The sequence below is a fragment of the Mycoplasma sp. 2261 genome (genome assembly GCF_053851575.1).
In genome coordinates, this window is sequence record NZ_JBSQAX010000006.1 from 26,161 (window position 1) to 50,900 (window position 24,740).

The window sequence follows — 24,740 nt, forward strand, 5'->3', positions numbered from 1 at the left end:
TGGTGATATTAAATCCTATAATTTTAAGCAATACTTTTAATAAAATCCTCAAAATCTAAATTGTAATGATTTGTTAAATCTAAAATTTTATCTTCAAAATAAATTTCAAGACTGTTTTGTGATTCAAGAAGAGTTTTATCTGTATCGATATCTTTTATAAATGTTTGAAGATAATAATTTGTTATTTCTTTTGTTTTAGTTTCAATATTTAAATCCTTAAATGCATTAGACAAATCATTTTTAAAATTATTCACTAATTCATCAATTTTTCCAAGCAAATCAATTCTAGTTTTTACGGTTTGATAATTAGCATCAGTCGAAAGGAATTTATCTAATAAAATATTAACAACATCATGATATGAATTTATTTCGATTGGATATAATAAAAACTTTTCATAATATTCTTTACCAAGGCTACCGTTTTTAACCTTGTCCTTATAAACGTCTATTAATTTATTGGCAGATAATAAAAAGTCAATCAATTGTTTATTAAATGTTTCCTTTTTTCCCCATCACAAATCATGTAAATCATAAAATTTTTGCAATTTAGTCATATCAATATTTAAATTGTCATCATATAAACCATATCTTTGTATTCTTAACTCTAGTTGTAAATCTGAAAACGCTTTTCCTAGTTCATCAAAAAACATTGTTTGAGGTGCATATGGTTTTTGATATTTTTCTTCGATATTTTTTTGGGAAGTTAAAGGATCATTAAAGTCATAAATGTAATTGCTTCTATTAAAATGGGTATATAAAAGTGTTAAAAATCTTTTTAATAAAGGTGTATCAAGATTTTTAACTAATTGTCTGTTAATAATAAATTTTTCATAATTTCAATAAAGTCCTTTGTCGTTATAATCCTTTTCTAGAACTTTTTTTAATTTATCATTAAAAACAAAAACATTTTTAAGTTCGTTAGGATAAAGTGGGGATGGGTCATATGGATTATAAAAGTGCTGGCTGATTTGTTGTCTGACACTTTGCTCATATCTTTCTATAAATGCTTCGGTATTATAATAATGTCTCAATCCCGCTTTTTTAACTTCTTCAACATCTTTTAGATAAATTGGCAATATTTGATTCTTAAAAATATTATTTAAGTATTCTGCCTTATAATAGCCGTCTGAGATTTTGAATTTTTCATCATTAAATTCTGAATTATCATTAAGAAACTTGCTAAATCTATAGTCACTTTGGTAGTAATCTTTATATTTTTCTTTAAAGTAATTATATTGTTCATTAAGTTCCTTAACATCGTAATTAAGAGCAAAAAATTTTAAGGTTGGTTTATCCTCGCCTTTGTACTTATATTTTAGTAGAATGTATAATTCAGCACTAGGATCGTTAATAATATATTTTTCGTCTTTTAATTGTTTAATGAAATTTTTATCAACAACCTTGATCTCGTTATATTCTAACTCATCCTTATTTGTTATTTTTAAAACCTTAGTATTATCTTTTAAATCTTTAAATAATTCTGGTTGAAATGGAACTTCTTCTTTTAAAACCACACTATTTTGTCTATCCATTGAAGGTTTAGTTTCTTTCGCTGGTAGCACAGTTTCTTTCTTCATTTGATAGGATTGACCTATCCTAATTCCGCCTAGCAAAGCGCCAACAACAACGCCCGTTCCAAAAATAAGCGGAAGTGCAATAGCTAATGCTTTCCTTTTTCTATTTTTTCTTTCTTCTTGCGAAACATTTCCATCTTGCATATATATTCTCCTTTTCATTTTATTAGCAATTTATATTAATATTTGATATTCGAAAATAAAATAACGCTTATTTTTTAAACGAATCTGCAAACTTATTCTTTTATTTACTAATGGATTTTTCTATCTAGTTTTTACCGATAGATATGCGAAAATTTTAAATTATTTTTTATGCTTTTTGAAAAAAAAAAAAAATAGCGAAAATATAAAAAATAAAATTTTTAAACCTTAAAACTATGCTTTTAAACTTTTTTTAAAATTTAATTCTTGTTTTTTGCATTTTTATAATTTTTCTCTTGTGTAAAATTCTTTTAAATTTTTAAAAAATTCGATTTTTTCCATAATTAATTCCTTTTAATAACAAAAATCTAGACATTAATTTGTCTAGATTTTTAAACTGTATACATCAATATAGGTTTATTTTTTATAAAAAAATTAATATCAAAGTTATTGCAAAAAACATTTTTGCTAAAAAACTATTTAAAGCAGCAAAAATTATAATGTCTTATTTTAAAAATCCACATTCATACTACACATCATTATTTTCTTCTACATTTTTTGCACTAGCATTTTTTTATATCAATATTTCTTTTTATACCAATAGTAATGTTCTATCACAAATATAAGAATCCTGGCAATTGCAAAAAGTGGTAATATAAATAAAGGTAGCATAAAAGCGTCTCATTAGCTGGTCACAACCCAAATATAATATTTTTTTCATTAAAACAATTGTTTATGCCATTTTTTAAAATTATTTTGACCAATAACAAATTCTTTATTCTGCTCAATATTTATCATTAACCACCCACTAATATATTGATTATCTATAAAAATAAATCAATGATAAGGCTAAAAACTTCTTGATTTTTTAGTTTTTGAATTTGCTTGCACTACTAAAATAACTTACAAACTTATTAATATTTTGAATTATTCTTATTCTTTTTTAAAAAACATAAATCAATTTTTTTATATTTTCCAACCTAAATCGTAATGCGTCAATAAATTACTATTTTTATTTTGCCTACGGAAATAATCGTATGTTGTTGCTCCACCTACAAAAGCGGCTACAAGGTATTCATTTCCTTTAACTTCTTGATGAGTTCTTGCATTATCTAATAAAGCAGCAACGGAAAAAATTCCATCTTTACTTGGATTTTCCTTAAATTTTGCAAAGCCAAATCCTGCAATGGTATCTACAGTTGCATATAAATCCTCTATGCTCGTAAGTTTTTTATCTTTTTTAGCTAAACTAATTGCCTGATCAATTAAATTATAGTAATTGTCTAGCGGAAATTGATTTCATTTATGATTTTGAACATAACTGTCATTATATAAATTTGGTTTTCATTGCGTAGCGGCGCTGAATATATCTTTAGTGTCCTGCTGATTAAAATATCCAGTTTGATCGTTGCTAATTTGCACTCACATATGTGCAAATTGCGCTAGTGTTCTATCCGAACTATTTGATTCTGTATATGTATAATTATTTTGATACCTTGTTTCGCCGTTATTTTTAAATCCTTTAATAAAATCCTTTTCTTTAAATTTATTAATTAAATTAATATATTTAGGATTTAAAGATTTTTTTGCTTTACTAATAAGAATTTCGCCTATGAACTCAAGTGAATTGAGCACACTGTAAAGACGCTTTGATTCATAGTATCTGCTAAAAATAAATTCACGTTCAATTTGTTCTTCTTGTTGTACATTAGAAGCTCTTTCAATCTTTTGTTTAAATTCCTTTATATATTGTTCTTCAGGAGCATTAAGAATTTGCTTCTTATTTTTTTCTGGATCAGAATTGCTTGTTTTTAACTGTTTTAATCTAGTTTCAACCCTTTGTACAATTAATTCTTTTCTAGCATTTGATATAATATTTTCTAATTTAGTTAAGGAATCAGCATCATCTAACATACCGTTATATTTTGATTTTGAATCATTACTTTTTAGTTTACTAATCATTGTTTTTAAATCACTTAGTTTTCTTTGATATGATCTTAGCTCAGGAATAATAACATTTTCAATTGTATTTTTATCAGGAGCTAATTGAACTCTTTGGTTAAAAATATTTAATACTGATTTAGGTATTCCGCTTTTATCAATTATTAAATAATCAATATATCCATGATATAAAGGAATTGTATAATCATTAAATTTCTTTAACTCCGCTGCACTATTAAATGTTCTTGCATCATTAACTAACTCTTCATATCGTTTAATTCCATTAAGAACATTTTTGCTTAGTAAGCCCTTGTTGTCTCTTATATATTTTTCAAGATTCTCAGAACTACTTCAAAATCTCGTCAACTCTCTTTTATACTCTCGAAGATCATTTCTAATTTCTTCTAGCTGTGCTGCATCGCCTGCAGATGCAATCTTTTTAATATAAGCTTTTTCTACTAATAAATCGGTTTTAAATGAATCTTTTAGCAATCTAACCACTTCATTTGCCTTTTCTACAAATTGATTTAATTTATCAATATCATTTTCTTTTGTTATACCCAACTTATCCTTATAAGATTCACGAAGCTTAGACAATTCTTCATTAACTTGTTGACTATGAACTAATTCATTACCGCTTCCAACATCAGATGATTGTAAATCCTCAATTCTATTAATCTTTTCTAAAACCTGGTCAAATTTGTTTATTTTAGCAAGTAATAATCTTAATTTTTCTGATGTATCAGCTTTTGAAAATTCTTCATTTCAAACGGATGTTTTGGTTGCTACATCAATATTTTGAATTTTAGTCTTAATATTATTAACCAATTCATTGAGATTATTTAGTTTGCTTTCCAATGCTTGCACTTCTTGATGATTATTAATTTTAGTACTTATTTTTGTAAAACTATTAACCAAAATATTCTTTAAGTTATTCTTTGAATTCAAGGAGTTTGCTTGATTATGGTTATCATTAGGTAAAGCTAATTTATCAATGAAATTATTGTAATTCGCCTTAACTGCTTCAATATAAATTAAAGCAACTTGTTGCATCCTATTTTCGTCTGGAAAGCCATTTATAGCATCGATTCTTGCTATAAACACTTTTTTGGAATCACCTAAATGTTTGAAAGTGTTAATATGATTTTTAGCTAATACTTTCATTGTTAGCAATAATTGTTTTTCCAATTCAATAACCGTATGGTCAGAAGATTTAGGGTGAGTTCTATTAAATCTTGCTGCAAGATTCGTTTTATTTTGTGCTTCAAAATATTTTTCTAACACTTGCTTATAATAAGCAACTTTTTGACTTCAATCATCTGGAAAAGCAGTCTTTACTTGGAGTATAGTTGTTGCTTTATTTAATTCAGTTTTGATTGCTTGTTTTGCAAATGCATTATTTTCACTATATTGCAGTAAATCAACTTGCAGAGCCTTTTTGTTAATCTCATCATTAAGTTCGCTTAATTCAATTGCTTTATTTATAAATTGATCAATTGTATTTAAATTATCAACACCTACACTTAATACATTAATTGAATGTTGCGCCTCACTACTATTCTTATTTGGATAAGGAATATTATTAATAATTAATTTTAATTTACTCTTAAATTCAGATTTAATTTCATTTATCAAAGAGTTAGCTTCATCACCATCTTGGATAGCGTCAAGTTTTTTATTATATTGATCAAACCTTGTAGCATCTTTGTTATTAAGATTTTTATAGGCTTCAACTAACTCCTTAGATTCGTCATACTTAATTTTAAAATCATTAATTCGAACTATTATGTTTTGCATTGTTTGGATATCTAAAGCATTTGAAATTGTTTTATTAAATGTCGTTTTGTTACTATCCTTAGCAAATAAAGAAAGAATGTCTTTGGCAGTTTTCACTTTTTCATTAAATTGCTTAGCTTCATTTGTTAACCTAGTTATTTCAGCATGATAATTTAAATAATTTATTCCTGCTTGTCTAAGTAAGATTATATATTTATTTTGTTGATTGGTATTCAGAAAAATCAATTGCTTTACTTGTGCAATTGCTTTTGCTCTTGCAATTTCAACTTCAATTTCATTTGCCAGTTGCGACGAAGTATCTGCTTCTTGCAATTTATCTAATCTTGTTTCAAAATCTCTAAGCTTAATTTCTTCTTTCTCATTTAGTGACTTATATTCGTTAAGTTTTAAAGTAGCATTGCTAAATTGATTTCTAAATTGTTCTATCTTATTCAACACATTTTGAATGTTGCTTGCATTGTTTGCATTTTCAATTTCCATCATTAATTTAGCTCTATTCCCAACCTTTCCAATTTGGGCTAGTTTATTTCTTGATTCAAGTACTTTTTCATTAAATATTTTAGCATCATTAACTTGGAGCTCAATTTGTTGCTTCGTAGTTGCTTTAAGAATTTCATCCCTATAATATTTATGGGCAGCCTGAGTTAGATTATCTTTGGCAATCAATAAATAATCAATAACACCATGATATAAAGTAACCTCCTGTTCAATTATGCTCTGCAATTCATTTGGATTAGCTTGAGTTCTTATATGTTTAATGAATTCATCAAATGTTTTGAATTTTGTGCCGTCAATTATTCTTTCATTATCGGGCTTGGCGGCGTTTTCTAAAAGTTTGTCTCTATGATCAAAAATATAAAAACCGATATAAGGGGATGTCTTTTTTCAAAATACATCCATTTTATTTTTAACTTCAGATGCATTATTCATTATGGTCTCAATTGAACCTACGCCAATAGCCTCTTTGATTTGCTTTAAAAACACTGACATCATTAATGTATCTCTTTTTACAAATAACATTTTTAGCTTATCATATGCGGCCTTTACTTCACTAACAATAGATTTTAACTGCATTATTTCAGATTGATTATTAGCGCTAAAGATATAGTTTAATAATTTCTCTCTTAAACTTACTATATTTTGATTTACATCTAAAACATCTTCCGCCTTGCTACCGTAACTAATGTCAAATTCATTTTTTTCGAGATCAATAATGGATAAAATATCTCTTTGTAACTCAACATACCGCTTGATCTTATTTTTAAGTTCCTTTAGTTTTTCTAAGTTATCTGCTCTTGAAAACAAATCATTGTAGAACATTTTTTTAGTAATATCTGTTATCAAATTTATCAGGCTATTTAAGTCATCAACCTGCTCTTTATATTTCCTTAATTTATCATGCAAAATTGTGACTTCTTCATTGACCAAAATAGCTTGATTTATCTTAAACGAATCAATTAATTGAGTTTTAATTGTTGCTTTTGATTGGGCGGAATTACTATCTTGTGGATAAGCAAGATTTTGAATAAATTCAATCGCATCATCAGCAATAGCTTTATTAATAATTTGATGCGGTTTTTCAAAAATATCTTGATCTATAGTAAAAATTATACCATCAACTAAGATATCATTAATTTGCTTATGCAATTGTTGTTTTTTACCTTCATCAGCTACTAATAAACTATCAATTTTAATCTTTGCTTGTTTTTTAAATTCGGTTATTAATAGTTGACAAAATTCTTGCAAACTCAAACCTTCGCTATCACTTGCGTTCTTTTGAGGATATGTATGACTTAATTTATTGGTTACAAAATAAGAATTAATACCAAAGTACTTCTCAGCCAATTTCTTGAGTGTTTTAATATGCTGAGGTCAACTTTTAGGAAGAATTTGCTCTAATTCGGCAACTGAGGTTGCAGAATCAAAACCTTCCAAAATTTTAACTAGTGCATGCGAATTGCTTTCGCTATATTCAATGGTTTTTGCTAATTCTATCAATTCTTTGAGCTTAGTATCAAATGTTTGTATCTCTTGCTTCTTTATTGTAACTTCACTATTGTTATTTAAAGCTTGAACTTCATCCTTAATTTTTTTAATTGACTTAGCAACAAAATCATTATTTTTCTTAGGATAAGAAACCCGATCAATTAACTTAAATGTTTCTTCTTTTTTATTTTGTAACTTTGCAGATTCAACTACTAAATTAATGCCAATATCATTAGTTTTTTTATCAATTTCACTTTTATAGTCTTCTTTTTGTTTGGCAGATAAATCAACTAAATTATCAATTACATCAGCTGCTTTGGCTCTAAGTAATTCTAATCTAATCTTCTCAAGATTTTTTATGTCAGTAACACCATTAATTAACTTATTTATTTTATCTTTCCGAAAGGCATCTACAATCAGTGAAACCTCATTATTTATTGTGGTTATTTCATTTTTTAATAAATCTAAAATATCGTTAATAGGATACAAGCCCTCTTCGCTCTGAACAGATTCAATTTTTGCATTAAATAAATTTCTTGAATTCTGTGAAGTCACATCATTAATAGGATAAGGTATTTTTTGAATCTTTTGCTTGGAATTTTGTTTTTGAGCTTCAAATATTTTTGCATTAATATCAGTTAACTCTTGTTGTAAATCCAAACTATTTCCAGATATTTTTTGGGTTATTTCTTGTTTTTTAGTTTCTTTAACTAGATTATCCAAATCGGTTAATCCATCAATTAATTTATAGGCGGTTTCACGTTTTGCATTATATATATTTAGTTTTAAAACTTCTTCTTCTTGCTCATTGGTTAGAGAACTCAATTCATCAAGTAATTTTGCCTGATTTTCAACTGAAATAGGATACTTAATGCCTTCAATTAATTCCTTATATTTTTCTATCTTGATTTTTAAATCATTATTAGCTAATTTATTTATTTGGTCTTTATTAATTGACTCATCTAATTTATCATTTAATTTCTTCTTAGCCAAACTAGGTTCCATTGGGTAAGAAAGAGAATTTATTCTATTTTTAGCGTTATTAATGGCTACTTCTAGTTCGCTAAGTTCCTTTAATTTTAAGTAATAACTATTTTCATTTATTATATTGTTTAGTTATGATTTTAAAATAATTTTAGCTTTGGCGTTACTTAAAGGATAAGGTAATTTGTCAATCTTAGCAATAAGATCAATTTTGTAGGCTTCATTCAAAACCGCAACCATTTCATTGTATGATTTGTTATCTAATTTTTTGATTAATTCAGAAGATTTTGTTGTCATATCGAGATTAGATAAAGCTTTGATTTTTTGTATTATTTCTTGTTTATCTTCTTGTAATGCTTGATTAATTTTTTTGTTAAATATTTCAAATTTATTTGATTCATCAGCCTTATTGAATTCTATATTTAAATTATCTAAATGCTTAGGATTTATTTTTCCCAAAATTCCTTTAGAATTAAAAATATTTTTCTCAATTTCTTCCAGTTCTCGTGCTCATTTATTATTTAATAAATTTGTATCATTAGACATAGTACTAAAATCAACTTCAATCTTTTTAATAATTGAAGTAATTGCTTCAGATTGTTCTGATTTAACTGATGGGTATTCTAATCCTTTAGCTTTTTCAATTAAATTTTGTTTCCGAGATTGACGATATTGAGACTCATTTTCATTTTTTGCTGCATTAATGTTTTTCAACAAATTATCAAAGTTATTTTTATCAACAGATCTATTTAATTCCTCCTTTAAAGCTTGTTTTCTTTGTGCTATATTATTTTTTAATGGGCTTTTATCTAAACTATCAATTGCTTCCTTTGCTCTTTTAATTTTTTCTGGAATTGATTTAATCAGGTTTTCTAGTACTTCAATTTCATTACTATTTTTAGCTAAATCAATCTTCGAATTCAATATGATAGTTGCAGGGGCTGGCTGAGGAGTATCCTTATAATAATCAAGTTCTAAAATTTGTTTTTTTAATTTATATTTAGCAATCTCGACCTCAACTTTTTTAAGATCACTTTTATTAATTATTGTGGTAATTAACTTTTTAAGTTCAAATTTAACATTATTTACATCAATAACATCTTGCAAACTTAAAGAATCAATTAAGTCTCTAGCCTTATGAAGTTCGGCAACAAAATCTTTAGTTTGCTCCTTAATTTGATTATAAGAATTATCATCAATAACTATTTGATCAATAACATTATCGAATTGAGCTTTTGTTGTATTAAAATTATTTTTAATCGATACATCTAAATTACTATCATTAACATAGTCGCTCATTGAAATTAGTTTCTTAATTTCTTCTTTTTTATCTTTTAACCTTGCCTCATTGACTATCTTTTTTATATTTTCATAGTCATCATTAGCCTCTATTCTAGCATTAAATGCACTAACTAATTCTTGGCTTAAATTGGTTAACTTAGTTATTTCTGCCCTCGCCTCGACCACATCGCTAGCATGTGCATTAGCAATCTTTTTAATTAATTCATTAAATTCTTGATCGGTGTAAGAATCTCTTAATTTGCTCCAAAGTTCTAATTGATTCTTTTTTGATATTTTATTAATAGCTTGTTTACTTGATTCAATGTTAATTGTTATATTAATGATTTTGTTATCTATTTCAGTAATTTTTTCAGAAATTCCAACACCATTCGAATCAGTATAATAACTTTTAATCTTGGAAATAGCTGGGGCATCATTGCTTCAAATGTTAAAAACGCCATCGCTTTTTGGATATGGGAGAGATTCTACCTTATTATCAAGCGCTAATTTATTTGATTGGTTATCAAGTACATTTTGAACCAAAGTATTTAAATTATCAAATTCTTCATCTGTATTTGCTTCATCAAATTTTTCTTTTATTTCATTAGAAATTACTAGCAAATTAGATAGTTTTGTATTAACAATAGCAATATTTCTTTTTATTTTTTTGATTATGGATTGGTAATTGGTTACTTGTTGCGAATCTTGTAAGGCTTCAATTTGAGAAATTATTTCAAGAACTGCTGGGGCTTTATCCTTATGCGGATATTCAAATTTCTTGACCTCGTTAATTAATTTATTTTTTTGATTTTGCAACTTAGCGTTTATTACTACTTTTTGAATTTCATCATATGTTTTAAAAGTACTATCATTTATTTTTTCTTTAAACTCTTTGGATTGATCAGATGTCAATAAATTAAGTTTTTCTATTTCGGCAATTGCCTCATTTTTATCCTCATTTTTAGCATCTTGAATTATTCTTTTAAGTTCATCAAATTCATTATTATTTGGAGGTAAAAAATTAGAGTTATCAAGTTTATTGTTTAAACGTGTCTGTTTTTGCGGATTTACTTTTTTAATATCATCCTTATAGCGATTTATTTTATTAGCTAAACTATTAATTATTGAAGCTATATTTTTAATTTTTTCTAATTTTTGATTTTGACCTAATGTAGAATCATTTTCAATATTATTTATCTCATTAATCATTTCTTTTATTGCAGGAGCATCTTTACCAGAAGGATAAGGAAGCCTATTAATCTCAGATTTAATAATTTCAATCTCGTCCCCTGCTTCCAAAGCAATAATAAGCTCTGAGTCAACAATAATTTTCTTTATTTCATCCAATGCGATATCTAAGGCTTTATTAATTTTCTTGACTAAATCATTTTGTTTTTCGCGTTGGCCAACATCTTTAATTTTATTGTTAATCAAATATGCTTTGATTTTTTCTAGTATAACATTTAGCTGATAAATATTCGTGGCTTCATTTATTTCATCATTTATCGAATCGCCTAATTGCATACTAAAACTTAATGAGCCAAGTTCATTTATTAGATGCTTTTTCATATCATTAAATAATTTCAATGCTTCAATTTCAATATTTTTATACTCATCCTGCGTAGTATTTTCAGCATTAATTTTCTCTTTAAAAACATGATATTGTGAAGAATTATATGATTTTGAAACATTCATTAATGCTTCATTCTTTGCCTTTTCTAATATAGATTGGGCCTCGGTTATAATGTTACGCAGGTCATTTTCAGTGCTTGATTTATTAGCAATTATAGATTCGAAATTAGACTTTTTGTCACTTTGTGCAAGACGCATAACTATTTCTGAAGCAACTTTTCTCAAATCTTCTGTGTTTGCTAATAATGCATCAATATCTTTTTCTATCTTTTTGATTTCATTCTCTGTTTCTGCTTTAATTAATTCACTATTAAATTTATCCCTTGTTGTTGAATTTTCTATTTTATCGGCCTTATGTTGAACATGATCCTTAAAATCCTTAATATAAGTATTTATTTGATTAATAACATCAAAAATTTGTGAAGGATTATGAATTTCGGTATTTAATTTTTCTTCTATAGCAGTCTTGAAATTTGAAATATTTAGTCTTTTAATCAAATCCTTAGCTTCTGCTTGCAAAATAAAAAGAGCTATTGTATCGTTTACTTCAACCATAACTTCATCTAAATTTTTATTATCTAAATTGTTTACCTTATTAACTAATTCTTCGATCATAGGAGATAAAATTGAACTATCATTAATTTTCTGTATCAAGGAACTATTAATTATTTTGATAAAATTAGCTTTATTTTCAAACTCTAAAGTCTGAAAGAATTTATCTTTAATATCCGTTATTTGTTTAAGATCAAAATTATCACTTTTTAACAAGGCTCCATACATTTTTTTTATATATTGATCGGATACTCTTGATAACAAAAATTGAGCTTCATTTTTATTAATTTTCTTTGCTCTATCAAATGTATTAAACACTTTTTCAAAAAATATTTCATTTTCTACGGTCTTAATTAAGGCTTCAATTTCATTTTGATTTATTGCCTTATTTTGCTTGTTATAAAAATAGTTTTTCGTTCTTGTGACAATCAATTTTGATACAAGGTCCAAAAGTTTTTTCTTTTTATAATTCAATATTTTTTCAATCTTGTTATTGATATCGTTAAGCTGTTCAATTGTCGTTGAATCCTTTGCTTTTTTAACCAAATTATTTCTTTCCAATCCGTAAGACAAGGCTGAAAGAGTATCCAGTGTGGCTATTTTTTGTTTAATAAGTTCGATGTAATTTAATGATTTTGTATCCTTGATTTTATTAATTAAGTCTGCCTTTTCTTCGCTACTAAAATTAGAATTTTTCGTTATTTCTTTAATTAAATCTTCCTTAATTTTTTCAAACGTTCCCCGCTCACCGCGTTTAGCAAGATATAACAAAATATTAGATTTTAGTCTAGCTAAATCTTCATTATTTGCTACTTTATCTAGTTCTATATAAAATTCTTTAGCTTTATTTTTATCGATTAGAACAACCTTCTTAATTAACAAAATAATTTCATTTTCATATTTTATAAAGTCCACAACTTCTTTCTTTGTGTAGATTTTTTGTTCTAATGAATTAATTTCATCTGCTTTATTTTTTTCAATATTTTTAAGAGATTTTGAAACTATGTTATCAGCAAGATTTTTTATTTCTTCTATATCCTTTTTGTTTTCTGCTATTACCTTATTAATCAGTAAAGCAATCTTTTCTTGATTTTGTTTTGTATACTTATTGAAATAAGCATTTTTTAGAAATGCTTGCACTTCAATTTTAAGAGAGCTATCATTATATAAAGAATCGGATTGTTTTTTTAATATATCCTTTAAGTAAAAATAGTTTTGTTTTAAATCCAATTGATTTTTTAAATGTGAATCCAAAAGAATATATGTTCACGTCCCGGCAGTCATTAATGTTGCCGATCCAGCCATTGTATATAATACATTACGTCTCTTTTTATTCAAATTTTTAGCCATATATCACCTCTATAATATACTAAGTATTATATATATATATATATGTATATTGCTTAGATAAAAACTTTTTTATGATAAAAATCAGCAAAAACAACAAAAAACATATTTTTTGGTTTTTATTCTTTTTATGAACATTTTATTATTTATATAGCATAGACATCAAAAAATAAGCACTATATTTTCATTTATAAAAAAATAAAATTTTAGAAATGATAAACAAAAAACCATCTTAATTAAGAGGTTTTTTGTTTACATGCTAAGATTGTTTTGGTATATTTGCCTTGCTTTTTAATTCTTTTTTTCTTGCTTCGAATCGTTTTTAGATTCTATTGTTTCAAATGAAAATTTCACTAAAAATTTCACCTTATCTATTATTCCGTTTTTATTGATAACCTTTATTTTGAAAATAAAGTCTTCATTCTTAATTTCTTTTTTTGCCACAACATTTCTAAAGTATTCGTGTATTTTAGAAAATAATGTCTTTATTTCAAAACCAGTAACATTCTTCTTATTTTCAATAAAAAATGTTTTATTGTTCATAGTAAAATAATATGAAACAGCTAGCTTTAAACTAGTTAATTGTTGAATAAAATATTTAAAATCAATGTCATATTTATTTTTATCTTTAAATTTTTTAAACTCGTCTTGCAGCTTTACCACTGAAATTTCCTTATCGGAATTTTTATCTAAAGCAAACACAAATTTCTTATTATCAAAATAACTATCTAAATTATAGCCAGTCTTATAAAACGAGTAGTTTGTCAAAAGATGAACTCCATATTCTCCATTTTGATTCGATATTTCAACCTTCTTGTCCAAATCAAACAATTCGCTTGCTGGTATTTCCTTTTCAAGCACAAATGTTGAAATTGTGTTGTTTTCAGATTTTTTGCTCTTTTCGAATTTAACATCACGTTCGCTATCATATAAGTAATTTACACTTCTCGACTGATTTGTTGAATAAAATATCGAAACACCAGAAATTACACCAATTGATGCAATTATTCCAGAATACATAAAAATAGTTGTCAATAGTTTTTTAATATTCTTTTTAGGTTTTGCCGATAAAGAATTATTCATATCACCTTTAGACTCGATTTTTTTGTTATTCTTTCTCATTAACTACTCCTATATATGTTTTAGCTCTTATCTTCAATTAAAATTTCTTTAATTCTATTAGCTATATTTCTAACTAATTTATCATCATTATTTAAAACCTTATTTTGCAAATAATGAACAAATAATGCCATAATACGATATCTATAAAAATCTAGTGGTTTATGTTTATTATATGATCGCCAAAATTGTTCCTCGATATTTTTATTAACTTTTAAATTTTCAAACATAAATGCAATATCTAAATATCTAGAACTGCGATAAGCAATTGATCAGTCAATCACATAAATACCTTGATTATCATCTCATAAAATATTTTCAAAATTAAGATTATTATGACAATTTGCATCAATCTCAATTTCTTTTATTCAATTTACAATTTGAGAGATGAGATCATTACTACCAATTTCAATAACTAAATCTTTTTTATTTACATTATCCAAATATCACTTTATTTTTTCATACAATATGTAGTTAGGGAATTGAACATTTGAATCGTGATAGGTTCTCATAATTTTAGCCAATATCTTAATAGTTCTATGAGTTAATTGAAATTTATCCTTTCTAGTTAGCCATCTTCAAATAATTTTATTCTCATCTTCATAAATAAAAGTTGGAACAAAATAAAAATCTTCAATTGTCTTAATTTTAAGACGGTTATCAAATTGATTGTGGTGCTTATGCACAATAAATTTGTTGTTAATTATTGAGGTTCTAGTTTTATATACATTTAGGGACTCAGGAATTATATCCTTATTAATTGTTAAATAACGATAATCACTCTTATATTCTGCCTCGCGGTATGTATTAACCAAATATATGTAATCATCAAAAACATCCTTGTCTAAATTAAAATAGTCAATAATCATTTTTTTATCAATTCCAATGTTAATGTGCAGTAGTACAAAATCAAAATATGGGGAGTTAAGAGATACACTATCCATATCCACCAACTTAACAAAGTTATACTTGTTAACTATAATATTATGTTTTTGGATATTGTTATGGCTCAAAACCTGTTCTTCATTTTTGTACTTATGAAGCAATTCATGATATTTTTTGTCTTGAATAATAAACTTATTTCAATTAAATTTTTGCACCTCAATATTACACTCATGAAAACTCTTTACACAATTAAATATTGAATAAATAGTGACCTTTTTAAATTTTATATGAAATAAATCTTCGCCCGAAAATCATTTTTTTATATATATTCCGTCTTTAGCAAAAATATAATCCTTAAAATGTTTAATAACAATAAATTCATTCTCACATTCAGCATCAAATTTATGTTTAGGTATTCTTATTTGTACTCAAAGATTATTATACTTAGCAATAAAGTATGTCTTATTTAATTCATGACGATAAAAACGGACATGAGAAATTCTCTTTGCAACTTCTTCATCAAAAGTAGTTCTAATCATTTCAAACATTCTTTCAATTTCAAACAAATGTGAATTATCAATAATATGATTGTTTTTTTCTTCTAAATACATAGATCTTCTTTATAAATTTGCCTTATATTCTTTATCATATTCAACTATTAACTTATCAACCCTATCTAGATAAAGTTTGTCATCAAATGGTTTTATTTCATGTTTATTTATTCATAAAACAATTAATGCATTAACTATAATTTTATGAGCAAGTAAATATTTATGTTCAAAATCATCTCCATAAGCATCCAAAAATATTTTTTCCTGTTCCTTGCTAAGATTTGATGATTCAATAAAATATGCTAAATCAAAATGTACATCGCCCATTGTTGCATACTCTCAATCTGTTATAAATATCCCTTTTTCATTGTCGATAAAGTTAAATAATCATAAATCATTATGAACAGGAGCTGAATTATCAATATTTTTTAAAAATAAGTTAATTTTTTTGTAATGTTTGTCTAAAATTGGAATTTTACGACCTAACTTAGATATTGTTTCGCGATAAACCTTAAACCTTCTAGCTATTTGATTTTCCTTATAAAACTTTAATTTCGAATTATGAAGAGTAATCAATTTATTACCTATCTCTTTTAATTGTTCATTTGTTAATGTATTTGGATTTAGAATATCTCCTGGAATTCATTCATTAATAACCATGGTTTCATCTTCGGATATTGTTTTAGGAACAAAACTAAAACAATTTAAAATACTATTAGGTGTCTTATGGTTGAAAGAATCAAACTTTTTTATTTTAATGAATTGTTTATTTTCTTCATCAAAATATGTGGTGTTGGTATATCCTTGATTTTTAACTAACTTCATTCTTATTCCTTAAAAATCAATATTAGATACATATTTAGCATTTTCTTCAATAAAGTCATGTCTTGGTTCAACTTCTTCACCCATTAGTGTTGTAAATACGCGGTCGCAAACAGCTACATCATTAATTTGTACCTGAAGCATTTTTCTAGCATCAGGATTCATAGTGGTTTCTCACAATTGTTCAGCATCCATTTCTCCAAGCCCTTTATAACGTTGTATAGAGATAGCTTTTCTATCATCAAATTTGCTTAATATTTCTTCTTTTTGAGCATCGTTGTAGGCGTATTCAACTCTCTTTCCTGCAACTATTTTATATAGTGGAGGTAAGGCTATATATACAAAACCATATTCAATCAGCGGTTTTAAATAACGATAAAAGAAGGTTAAAAGCAATGTTGAAATATGAGCACCATCAACGTCAGCGTCAGTCATAATAATAATTTTGTGATATTTTAGTTTATTAATATTAAAATCATGTCCAATACCAGTACCTAAAGCATGAATAATGGTCTGAATTTCTTGATTTGATAAAAATTTAACCTTATCATTTTTTTCAGCATTAATTACCTTCCCTCTTAAAGGCAGTATAGCTTGAATAGATCTATCCCTTCCGCCTTTCGCTGAGCCACCAGCAGAATTCCCTTCGACAATAAATAATTCTCTTATTTCCGCATTCTTAGATGAACAGTCGGCAAGTTTCCCAGGAAGACCGCTAAATTCCAACCCATCTTTTTTTCTTGAAGCTTCCTTGGCAGCATTAGCAGCTAATCTAGCACGTTGTGATTGCAAACATTTGTTAATAATATTTTTAGCAATATTAGGATTTTCAGCTAAATATCTTTCTAAAGACTCTGAAACGACTTTATTCGTTGCATAACGTGCATTTGCTGAGCCGAATTTTGATTTTGTTTGACCATCAAAAACAGGATCACTATGCTTAATAGAAATAACTGCAATAAGTCCTTCTTTAGAATCCTCTTTGCTTATTTTTTCATTTCCCTTAAACAATCTATTTTCCTCAGCATATTTATTAAAGATTCTTACTATAGAATCATAGAACCCATTTTCATGTGTCCCACCCTCAGTAGTTTGAATATTATTAGCATATGAAATAACTGTTGATTGATAGGCTTCATTATATTGAAAAGCAACCTCTACTAAAATTTCAACTTGCTTAGGCGGTTTGTTATTAGCAATCTGCTCCTCAGTTGGTTTGTCAACATCACTAAATGTGCCTAAGGCATAAATAACTTCTGGGTTTATAGTCTTTTTACCTTTATTAAGTTCTTTGACGTAGTCAACAATACCCCCATCAAAACAAAAAGTTTTTTTAGTATCTTTTGTTAAATCAATTAGGTTAAACATAAGGCTCTTATTCAAATAAGCCACCTGCTTAATATGATCGCTAATAGTACTAAAATCAAAATCTATTTTATCCATAACTGTATAATCAGGATGGAATTTAATTCTTGTGCCAGTTTCACCGATAGGAACTTCACCAATAACTCTTAAATCATCAATGGGTTTTCCACCATTTTCATATTTTTGATAATGTAATTTACCTGCTCTTTTTACTCAAACTTCAAAAGAATCACTTAAGGCATTAACCACAGAGGCTCCAACACCGTGTAACCCACCACTAACTTTATAGTTGCTTGAGTCAAACTTTCCGCCAGCATGCAAAACTGTTAAGATTGTTTCAACAGCAGATTTTTGTGTTGAAGGATGGATGTCGACAGGCATGCCACGTCCATTATCCTCAATCTCAATAAAATTATCCTTATGCAAGGTAACGCTTATCTCAGTAGCATAACCAGCCATCGCCTCATCAACCGAGTTATCTAAAATTTCTCAAATAAGATGATGAATTCCTCGATAGCCGGTTGAGCCAATATACATTCCTGGTCTAACACGTACAGGATCTAACCCTTCAAGAACTTGAATATCACTAGCAACATATTTTTTTTCCTCAGGCATTTTTTCTCCTTACAATATAATTGCTTTGCAATTATAATAAATAAATTATATCAAAAAGTCATGAAAAAATGGTTTTATGTAAGCATGGTTAATATTAATAAATGTAAAATTTTCTAATTAATATGTTGTTCTGCCTAACAAATGATATTTTTCTTTTCATTTTAAGGAATAAAATGCAAATAAACACAACTTTATTAATATATTTTTTAGTATTCTAATATACAAAAACATCAATAACTACAATATTTAACATATCTCTATCTTTACATAATCAACAAGTGAAAAATTTAAATCCTTTTATTCTCCTACTTTTCGTAAATTGTTATTATTTTTTAGTTCTTGACCTTATCGAAACCAGTTCCTTTTTTAGGACTTTGCCACTTTTTATATTAAATTACCTTTTGCTAAAATATATATTTTTTACATATTTTTTTATATTTTAAAGCTGCTAGCTTCTTTTAAATACTGCTTTTAAATGCCATGGGCGCAATCCCTTATTTGTTTAAAAAGATCTAATTTGTTCTTTTATATTTGGCTATCGCACATGATTAAATTTAATTTAAAAAAATCCAGGCACAAGTGTGTCTGGATTTTTTGACCGTGTTTGATTTGTTTTGATATTTTTATTATTTAAATGCGCCTGTTAAACTGCTAGTATCAACATCTTGTCTTTCTACTTCACTGGCTTGAAATAGTGGTTGGTTATAAATATTGTTCTTATTAGCAACAATGTTTGTTCAAAATTTATAAATCTCAGCATTAAAACTTCTTGCTTGAGCATTATAGTTTCTAATAGTTGCATAAATTTCATCTTCTTGAATAGCAATTTCGGTTTGAAATTGAAGATATGATCTATCAGCTTTTAGATTTGGATATTGTTCAATTTGAATATTAATTGCTCTTTGAACTGAATTTAACGTATCTGATACTTTTGCAACGTCTTTTTCTCCCTCTATGTCAACTAGTTGTGAACGTAGTTTAATTATTTCTTTCTGAGTTGATTGTTCATATTCGGCATATCCTTTAACAACATCAAGTTGTTTAATCAATGTTGCTCTTCTTTTCTTTTCAGCTGCTTGAATAAGAGAAGATGCCTCTTGAATTCTATTCATTCTTTCAAGTAGTTCATTTCTTTTGCGAATGGCAACTAATAGTATTATTCCGATTGTTATAATACATAAAATTATAAATAACGTTCTTTCGCCTTTAGTTGGTTGTGGAATTTTGATTGAATTATCAACATTAGGCTTAAACCCTTCATTTGATTGAGGTGTTCTTGAATCAAATAGCATATGGCCTCCTTTATGATTAAATAATTATACTATCTAAACATAGCAAAAATTTTATTTATCTCATCTTCACTAATTTTTTCGTTTATATAAATATATGTACCGTTACTATCAATTGATATTTTATAATCTTTATTAGCAATAAGCGATTTTTTTATTCTGTTAACAAACAAAAGGCAATCATCTAGTTCATCACTTCTATTATTATGCAAGCTCTTATTAAAGGCTAAATATTTATCTGTATATTTCGCTGCTTCCATAAATGAATTTGAAATTGAATTTTCTCGAAACAGATCACCATATGATACAAAATCATTATCTTCATTTAAGGAAACAGAAGGAATTCAAATAATGAATTTTTCTTCTGTAAATAAATGAAACCTTTCAAATGGCACCTTAATAATAATCCCGCTTTTATATACTTCATCAATAAGTTGCTCTTTTCAATATGAATCAATACTAATCTTTAAAATAAGGGCATTTGAGTGCTTTATTCCAGCATCTTTCTTATATTCTCTATCAATAATTTGTTCTACATATTTAACATATAATTCACGAGCATTATCTTTTGTTTTCATTGAAAACTTATTTCCAGTAATTGCTTTATTAATTACATCAAAATAATTAAAAAAGTCTGTTTTATCCTCACTAACACTAGCATCTTCATAAACATAATCGGATAAATATCTCTCGCCCCGTTTTTCATATTTTTCTGATGCAATATTTGGATTTAAGTATGCCTTAGTTATTGCCTTAAATACAGGTATTAAATTATTTGCAATGATTAAAAGCATTCTTGAATATATGTCGCCAATAGTAATCAGATTATTTAAATCAAATAAAAATCCCATCCAATTATGCAATGAGGAATAACCGATTTTTTCCTCATTATAAACTCTTGAAAGCAATATATTATTTTTATACTTACTAAATAGTGGTCCTGGATAACCAAAATATTGCGCATAGTTAATAAAATTTTCTTGCGTTTTAACCTTAAAATAGTCTATAAAACCAATTTGATTATCATAATTAAAATTGTAATTTTGATAAAAATCCGGTCTTTCGAGTAAAAATTCTCCTTTTCTAAAAAGCTTATTATATTCTTTCTCGTTTAAATATTCTCGAGTTTCAATAAAGCTTAGATCAGGACGATAATTTGTTGGAATATTTAAGGCATGCATGGGTACTATAAATGGTGTAGGCTCTGTATGATAGGCATAAACAGCTTCTTCTACTCACGAGTCCTTAGTCCTAACAGTAATATATCCAACGCCTCGCGTTACAACATCTCGTCATTCTTCAATGTTATATAAAACATCATAAAAATAAGAATTTCTAACTTTATATTTTTCAATCGCACTAAAACCGTAAAAGTCATCTCTATTAAAAATAGGACTAAATTCCTTTTCACAAATTCCATATATTTTTTTAATATCCATTAGTGCTAAAACTTTATTTTTTCATTCCAACATTGAATACTTATTAAAAATTGTTGCTAGTATACTATTATTTTCATTTATTTTTGTTTGAATAATAGATAGCTTTTTACTTTTAAATTCTTTGAAATCTTTAATAGTTTTTTTATTATTATTAAAGATACGGATAAAAAATAAACCTATTATTAAAAAGAAAAGAAAAATTATCAAACCATTAACAAATTTCCTAGAATTAATTTTGTTTTCCTTCTTGTTCTTGATAATTTCTTGCTCTAGTTCTTTTATTTTATTAATATTTTCATCAACAATTTTAATTTCGTTTTCATTATTCTTATAGACTTCTTCCTCAAAAATTTTATCAAGAGCTGGCTTAATATTAAATGCTAATGGTTCGTATAAAGTATTAATCTGGTTGGAAAAAATTTTATTTCAGTCTATTTTCTTGAATTTGTTTTGTTCCAAAGTACTTGCATTCATATCTTAATTATTCCTTAAAATAGATCTTCTTTATCTTTTATCAAAGTAAAGTTTTGTTTTGGCTTTTCATATTGCTTCTTATTATTAATAGCACTATTAATTTTAAAATCTTTCTTTTTTTCAATGCCTAGATCATCCTGATCAAAAATATTTTCTTTTTTATTAACTTCCTCATTTTTTAAAACAACAGATTCTTCTTGTTTATCAATCAATATTTTTTGTTGCTCATCAATTTTTTTTAGGCTCGCCGGATTAATATCCAAATCACCAGAATTTAGAGTACTAATGTTTTGCTCATCAATTAAGCCATTAGTAATATTTTCTCGATTTTGATCATCATACATTGATGCTTCAAATTCCTGCGTGCTAAAATCAGGTTCATCTGGAATTATACATATACTATCAGCAGTTACCTCTCTCGAATCACTTAAGGCGTTATCATCAAGAATGTATACTTCTTGACTTTGCACTATTGATGTATCATCAATCAGTATTGTCTCCCTGGTGGCATTATCTTCAGAAAAAATATCTTTCTTATCCAAATTAACATTAAGATTATTTACTTCCATATCTCTTTTTAGCTTTTTATTTTTTGGTGATATTTTCTTCAATTTTGAATCACTAATAAAAAAGAAACATAAGCTAATTACCAAAATAATGATAGGAATGATAAACGATAAAACGATTCCAATCTTATTACCAGGAAAAGCCATCGCTACATATATAAATGAATTAATCAAACCTGCATTTCATTTATTTGGCAATCATAAATTTTGTTCATTCTTAAAATCAGAATACCATTTATCAAATATTGCTAAAAAAGCATTTTTAGAATTATATGGTGCCGGCTTCAATTTAGCATAATAAATTGATGTACCCAATAAAATTAGCGCAATAAAAATAAACAAAAGCCGCCATAAGCTAAAATGGAAAACACCAACAGAATATGTGTTTTTCATTTTAAAGATATTCTTAATTGCTAAAAAAAACAAATATAGAAAAAAAATAGGAGAAAATAAACCAAAAAACATTCCAAAAGTGTATGTATGTATTGTCGTCAAGCCCTTAACATTTAAAAAAGATACAACAGTAAAAAACACAACTATAAAACATATCATAGTCCAAATAAAAGGTTTGTCTTTGGATCAAAAATATGTCTTTTTTCTTTTTATTTTTTTAGGAATTTGCTCTTGTTTTGTATCATTTTCAATATTTGCTTCTGATGCCATATTATCCTCTAAATTTCATATAAAGTTATAACAATCATTGGTTCTTTTGATAGCACCTTAAATATTTTTCTTTTTATACTTTTCCGTAATTTTTCCTGTATTTCTTTTAAATCAATATCATTAGCCTTTTTATCCTTAAATTCTTTGGAAACCATGTCATTAACAATTAAGGTAATAGTTTCTTTATTGTCTTTAGTGATTATCCCATAAGAAGAAATATGAAGTTGACCAATTGGTTGTTTGGTTTTATAATCAACTAAAGTGCTTATTGCAATAACTCCGTCTCTCGAAAGATTTTCGCGTTCATTAATTACTTCCTGAGAAATATCGCCAACGCCAAAACCGTCGATAATTGTATCCCCAACAGATTTAATAGAATGTTTTTGGGATATAAGCTCATTGTTTAAAAATTCTGCCACTTTACCATTTTGCAAAATTATACAATTGCCAAAATTCATCCCTGCATCACGCGCTACATGAGATGCAACCACTAAATAACGATAAAGTCCTTGTATAGGAATAAAATATTTTGGTTTTAATGTTTTGATTATATTGTATATATCTTCTTTAGCAGGATTACATGAATAATACTGATCTGAGCTTAATTCAATTAAATTTGGTGTGTTTCTGGCTATTTCATCTAATGTCAATGCGTAATTAACTTCAAGGCCATTTACAGGAGGCGCAATTATTATTACTGCATCATCAGATCTAAGTTTTAAATAAACGTCATTATTTGATGCGATTCTAATGAATCTTAAATATAGCCTTTCAATAGCGCCAGTAACAAGAATTACCGCATTCTTTGTTTCATTAGCAACACGATAATCAATGAATTCTGGTAATTGAAGATCTGGATTAATTTTTGATACTAAATTAATAAATTGTGAATAATTTCTTCCATATGTAACAACAGGACGATTATATCTTTTGGCTAGAACTAAAACTTCGTGTGCTGTTATCATATCTTCATCATACAAACCAACTATTATTCTCTTGTTATTAGGGGTTTCCTTGAATTTATATTCAATTTTTTTTGAAATTCAAAGTTTATCTATACTTCTTCCAGGGTAATTCGAATGCCCGGAATCTAAGATTAATAACTGCAATTTCTTTCCATTATTGATAATTTGTCTAATTTTAGGAACATCAGTTTTTCCATAAGGACCCAAGTCTCCATCAACAAAATTTGCCATAAAGAGAATATTTCCATCCTTATATTCAAAGTTAAAACCTATTTGTCCAATCAATCCACCGGCTAGATCAAAAGGAGTAACAACTACATCATTAAATTCAATAGGCATGCTAATTGTTTTTACATCATAACTATGATTATTGATATTGTATTTTGAAATTCTATCCATAATAACAATACGATTAAATGGACTTGTATAAATTTTTAGGTTGGGAATTCTCATTAATAATCAAGGAATAGCAGAAAATGATTCATTTTTAACGTCGGTTATAAACACTCCAACAATATCTTTCTCTCTCTTTACAAGGTAATCATAATTACAAATTAAAGTATCAATCCCATTATGCGAATTTATTGGCACCTTAGTTCCTGAATTAATAATAAAAAGTTTTTCATTAATCTCCAAAACATAAGAGTTTTTACCATTTTCATCCAATCCACCTAGTGCAAAAAAATTTATTTTGTTCATATTCCCCCATATCAAAATTATTCATTGAAATCTTATAAGAATTTAATTAAAAT

11 protein-coding genes are annotated in these 24,740 nt (G+C 26.6%); all 11 read right to left on the reverse strand.

Annotated elements, in window-relative coordinates:
* Positions 1–23: 23 nt before the first annotated feature.
* The 11 genes from ACWXVM_RS01840 to ACWXVM_RS01890 all read right to left on the reverse strand — a co-directional run bounded on the left by ACWXVM_RS01840 (position 24) and on the right by ACWXVM_RS01890 (position 24,687).
* Positions 24–1,718 (reverse strand): hypothetical protein, encoded by a 1,695-nt coding sequence (locus ACWXVM_RS01840; RefSeq protein WP_455994034.1) that lies wholly within the window; start codon positions 1,716–1,718, stop codon positions 24–26.
* Between the two features lie 963 nt (positions 1,719–2,681).
* Positions 2,682–8,432 carry a hypothetical protein gene (locus ACWXVM_RS01845; RefSeq protein ID WP_455994036.1) on the reverse strand — a complete coding sequence of 1,917 codons (5,751 nt, stop codon included), beginning with the start codon at positions 8,430–8,432 and terminating at the stop codon, positions 2,682–2,684.
* Between the two features lie 123 nt (positions 8,433–8,555).
* Positions 8,556–13,238 carry a hypothetical protein gene (locus ACWXVM_RS01850; RefSeq protein ID WP_455994038.1) on the reverse strand — a complete coding sequence of 1,561 codons (4,683 nt, stop codon included), beginning with the start codon at positions 13,236–13,238 and terminating at the stop codon, positions 8,556–8,558.
* 288 nt (positions 13,239–13,526) lie between these two features.
* A complete protein-coding gene (locus ACWXVM_RS01855) occupies positions 13,527–14,357 on the reverse strand; it encodes a hypothetical protein (RefSeq protein ID WP_455994040.1) in 831 nt (276 codons plus the stop codon).
* 20 nt (positions 14,358–14,377) lie between these two features.
* Entirely contained in the window at positions 14,378–15,850 is a 1,473-nt protein-coding gene (locus ACWXVM_RS01860; RefSeq protein WP_455994042.1) for a hypothetical protein, read from the reverse strand.
* Between the two features lie 9 nt (positions 15,851–15,859).
* Positions 15,860–16,615 carry a phosphotransferase family protein gene (locus ACWXVM_RS01865; RefSeq protein WP_455994044.1) on the reverse strand — a complete coding sequence of 252 codons (756 nt, stop codon included), beginning with the start codon at positions 16,613–16,615 and terminating at the stop codon, positions 15,860–15,862.
* 9 nt (positions 16,616–16,624) lie between these two features.
* Complete coding sequence (gene gyrB / locus ACWXVM_RS01870; RefSeq protein WP_438340523.1) at positions 16,625–18,592, reverse strand: DNA topoisomerase (ATP-hydrolyzing) subunit B; 1,968 nt, start codon at positions 18,590–18,592, stop codon at positions 16,625–16,627.
* Between the two features lie 626 nt (positions 18,593–19,218).
* On the reverse strand, positions 19,219–19,884 hold the full coding sequence (locus ACWXVM_RS01875) for a LemA family protein (protein ID WP_444704914.1): 666 nt from the start codon (positions 19,882–19,884) through the stop codon (positions 19,219–19,221).
* Positions 19,885–19,913: 29 nt separating this feature from the next.
* Positions 19,914–21,794 (reverse strand): hypothetical protein, encoded by a 1,881-nt coding sequence (locus ACWXVM_RS01880; RefSeq protein WP_455994046.1) that lies wholly within the window; start codon positions 21,792–21,794, stop codon positions 19,914–19,916.
* 14 nt (positions 21,795–21,808) lie between these two features.
* Complete coding sequence (locus tag ACWXVM_RS01885; RefSeq protein WP_455994048.1) at positions 21,809–22,753, reverse strand: hypothetical protein; 945 nt, start codon at positions 22,751–22,753, stop codon at positions 21,809–21,811.
* Between the two features lie 278 nt (positions 22,754–23,031).
* Positions 23,032–24,687 carry a ribonuclease J gene (locus tag ACWXVM_RS01890; RefSeq protein ID WP_438340519.1) on the reverse strand — a complete coding sequence of 552 codons (1,656 nt, stop codon included), beginning with the start codon at positions 24,685–24,687 and terminating at the stop codon, positions 23,032–23,034.
* Positions 24,688–24,740 lie beyond the last annotated feature (53 nt).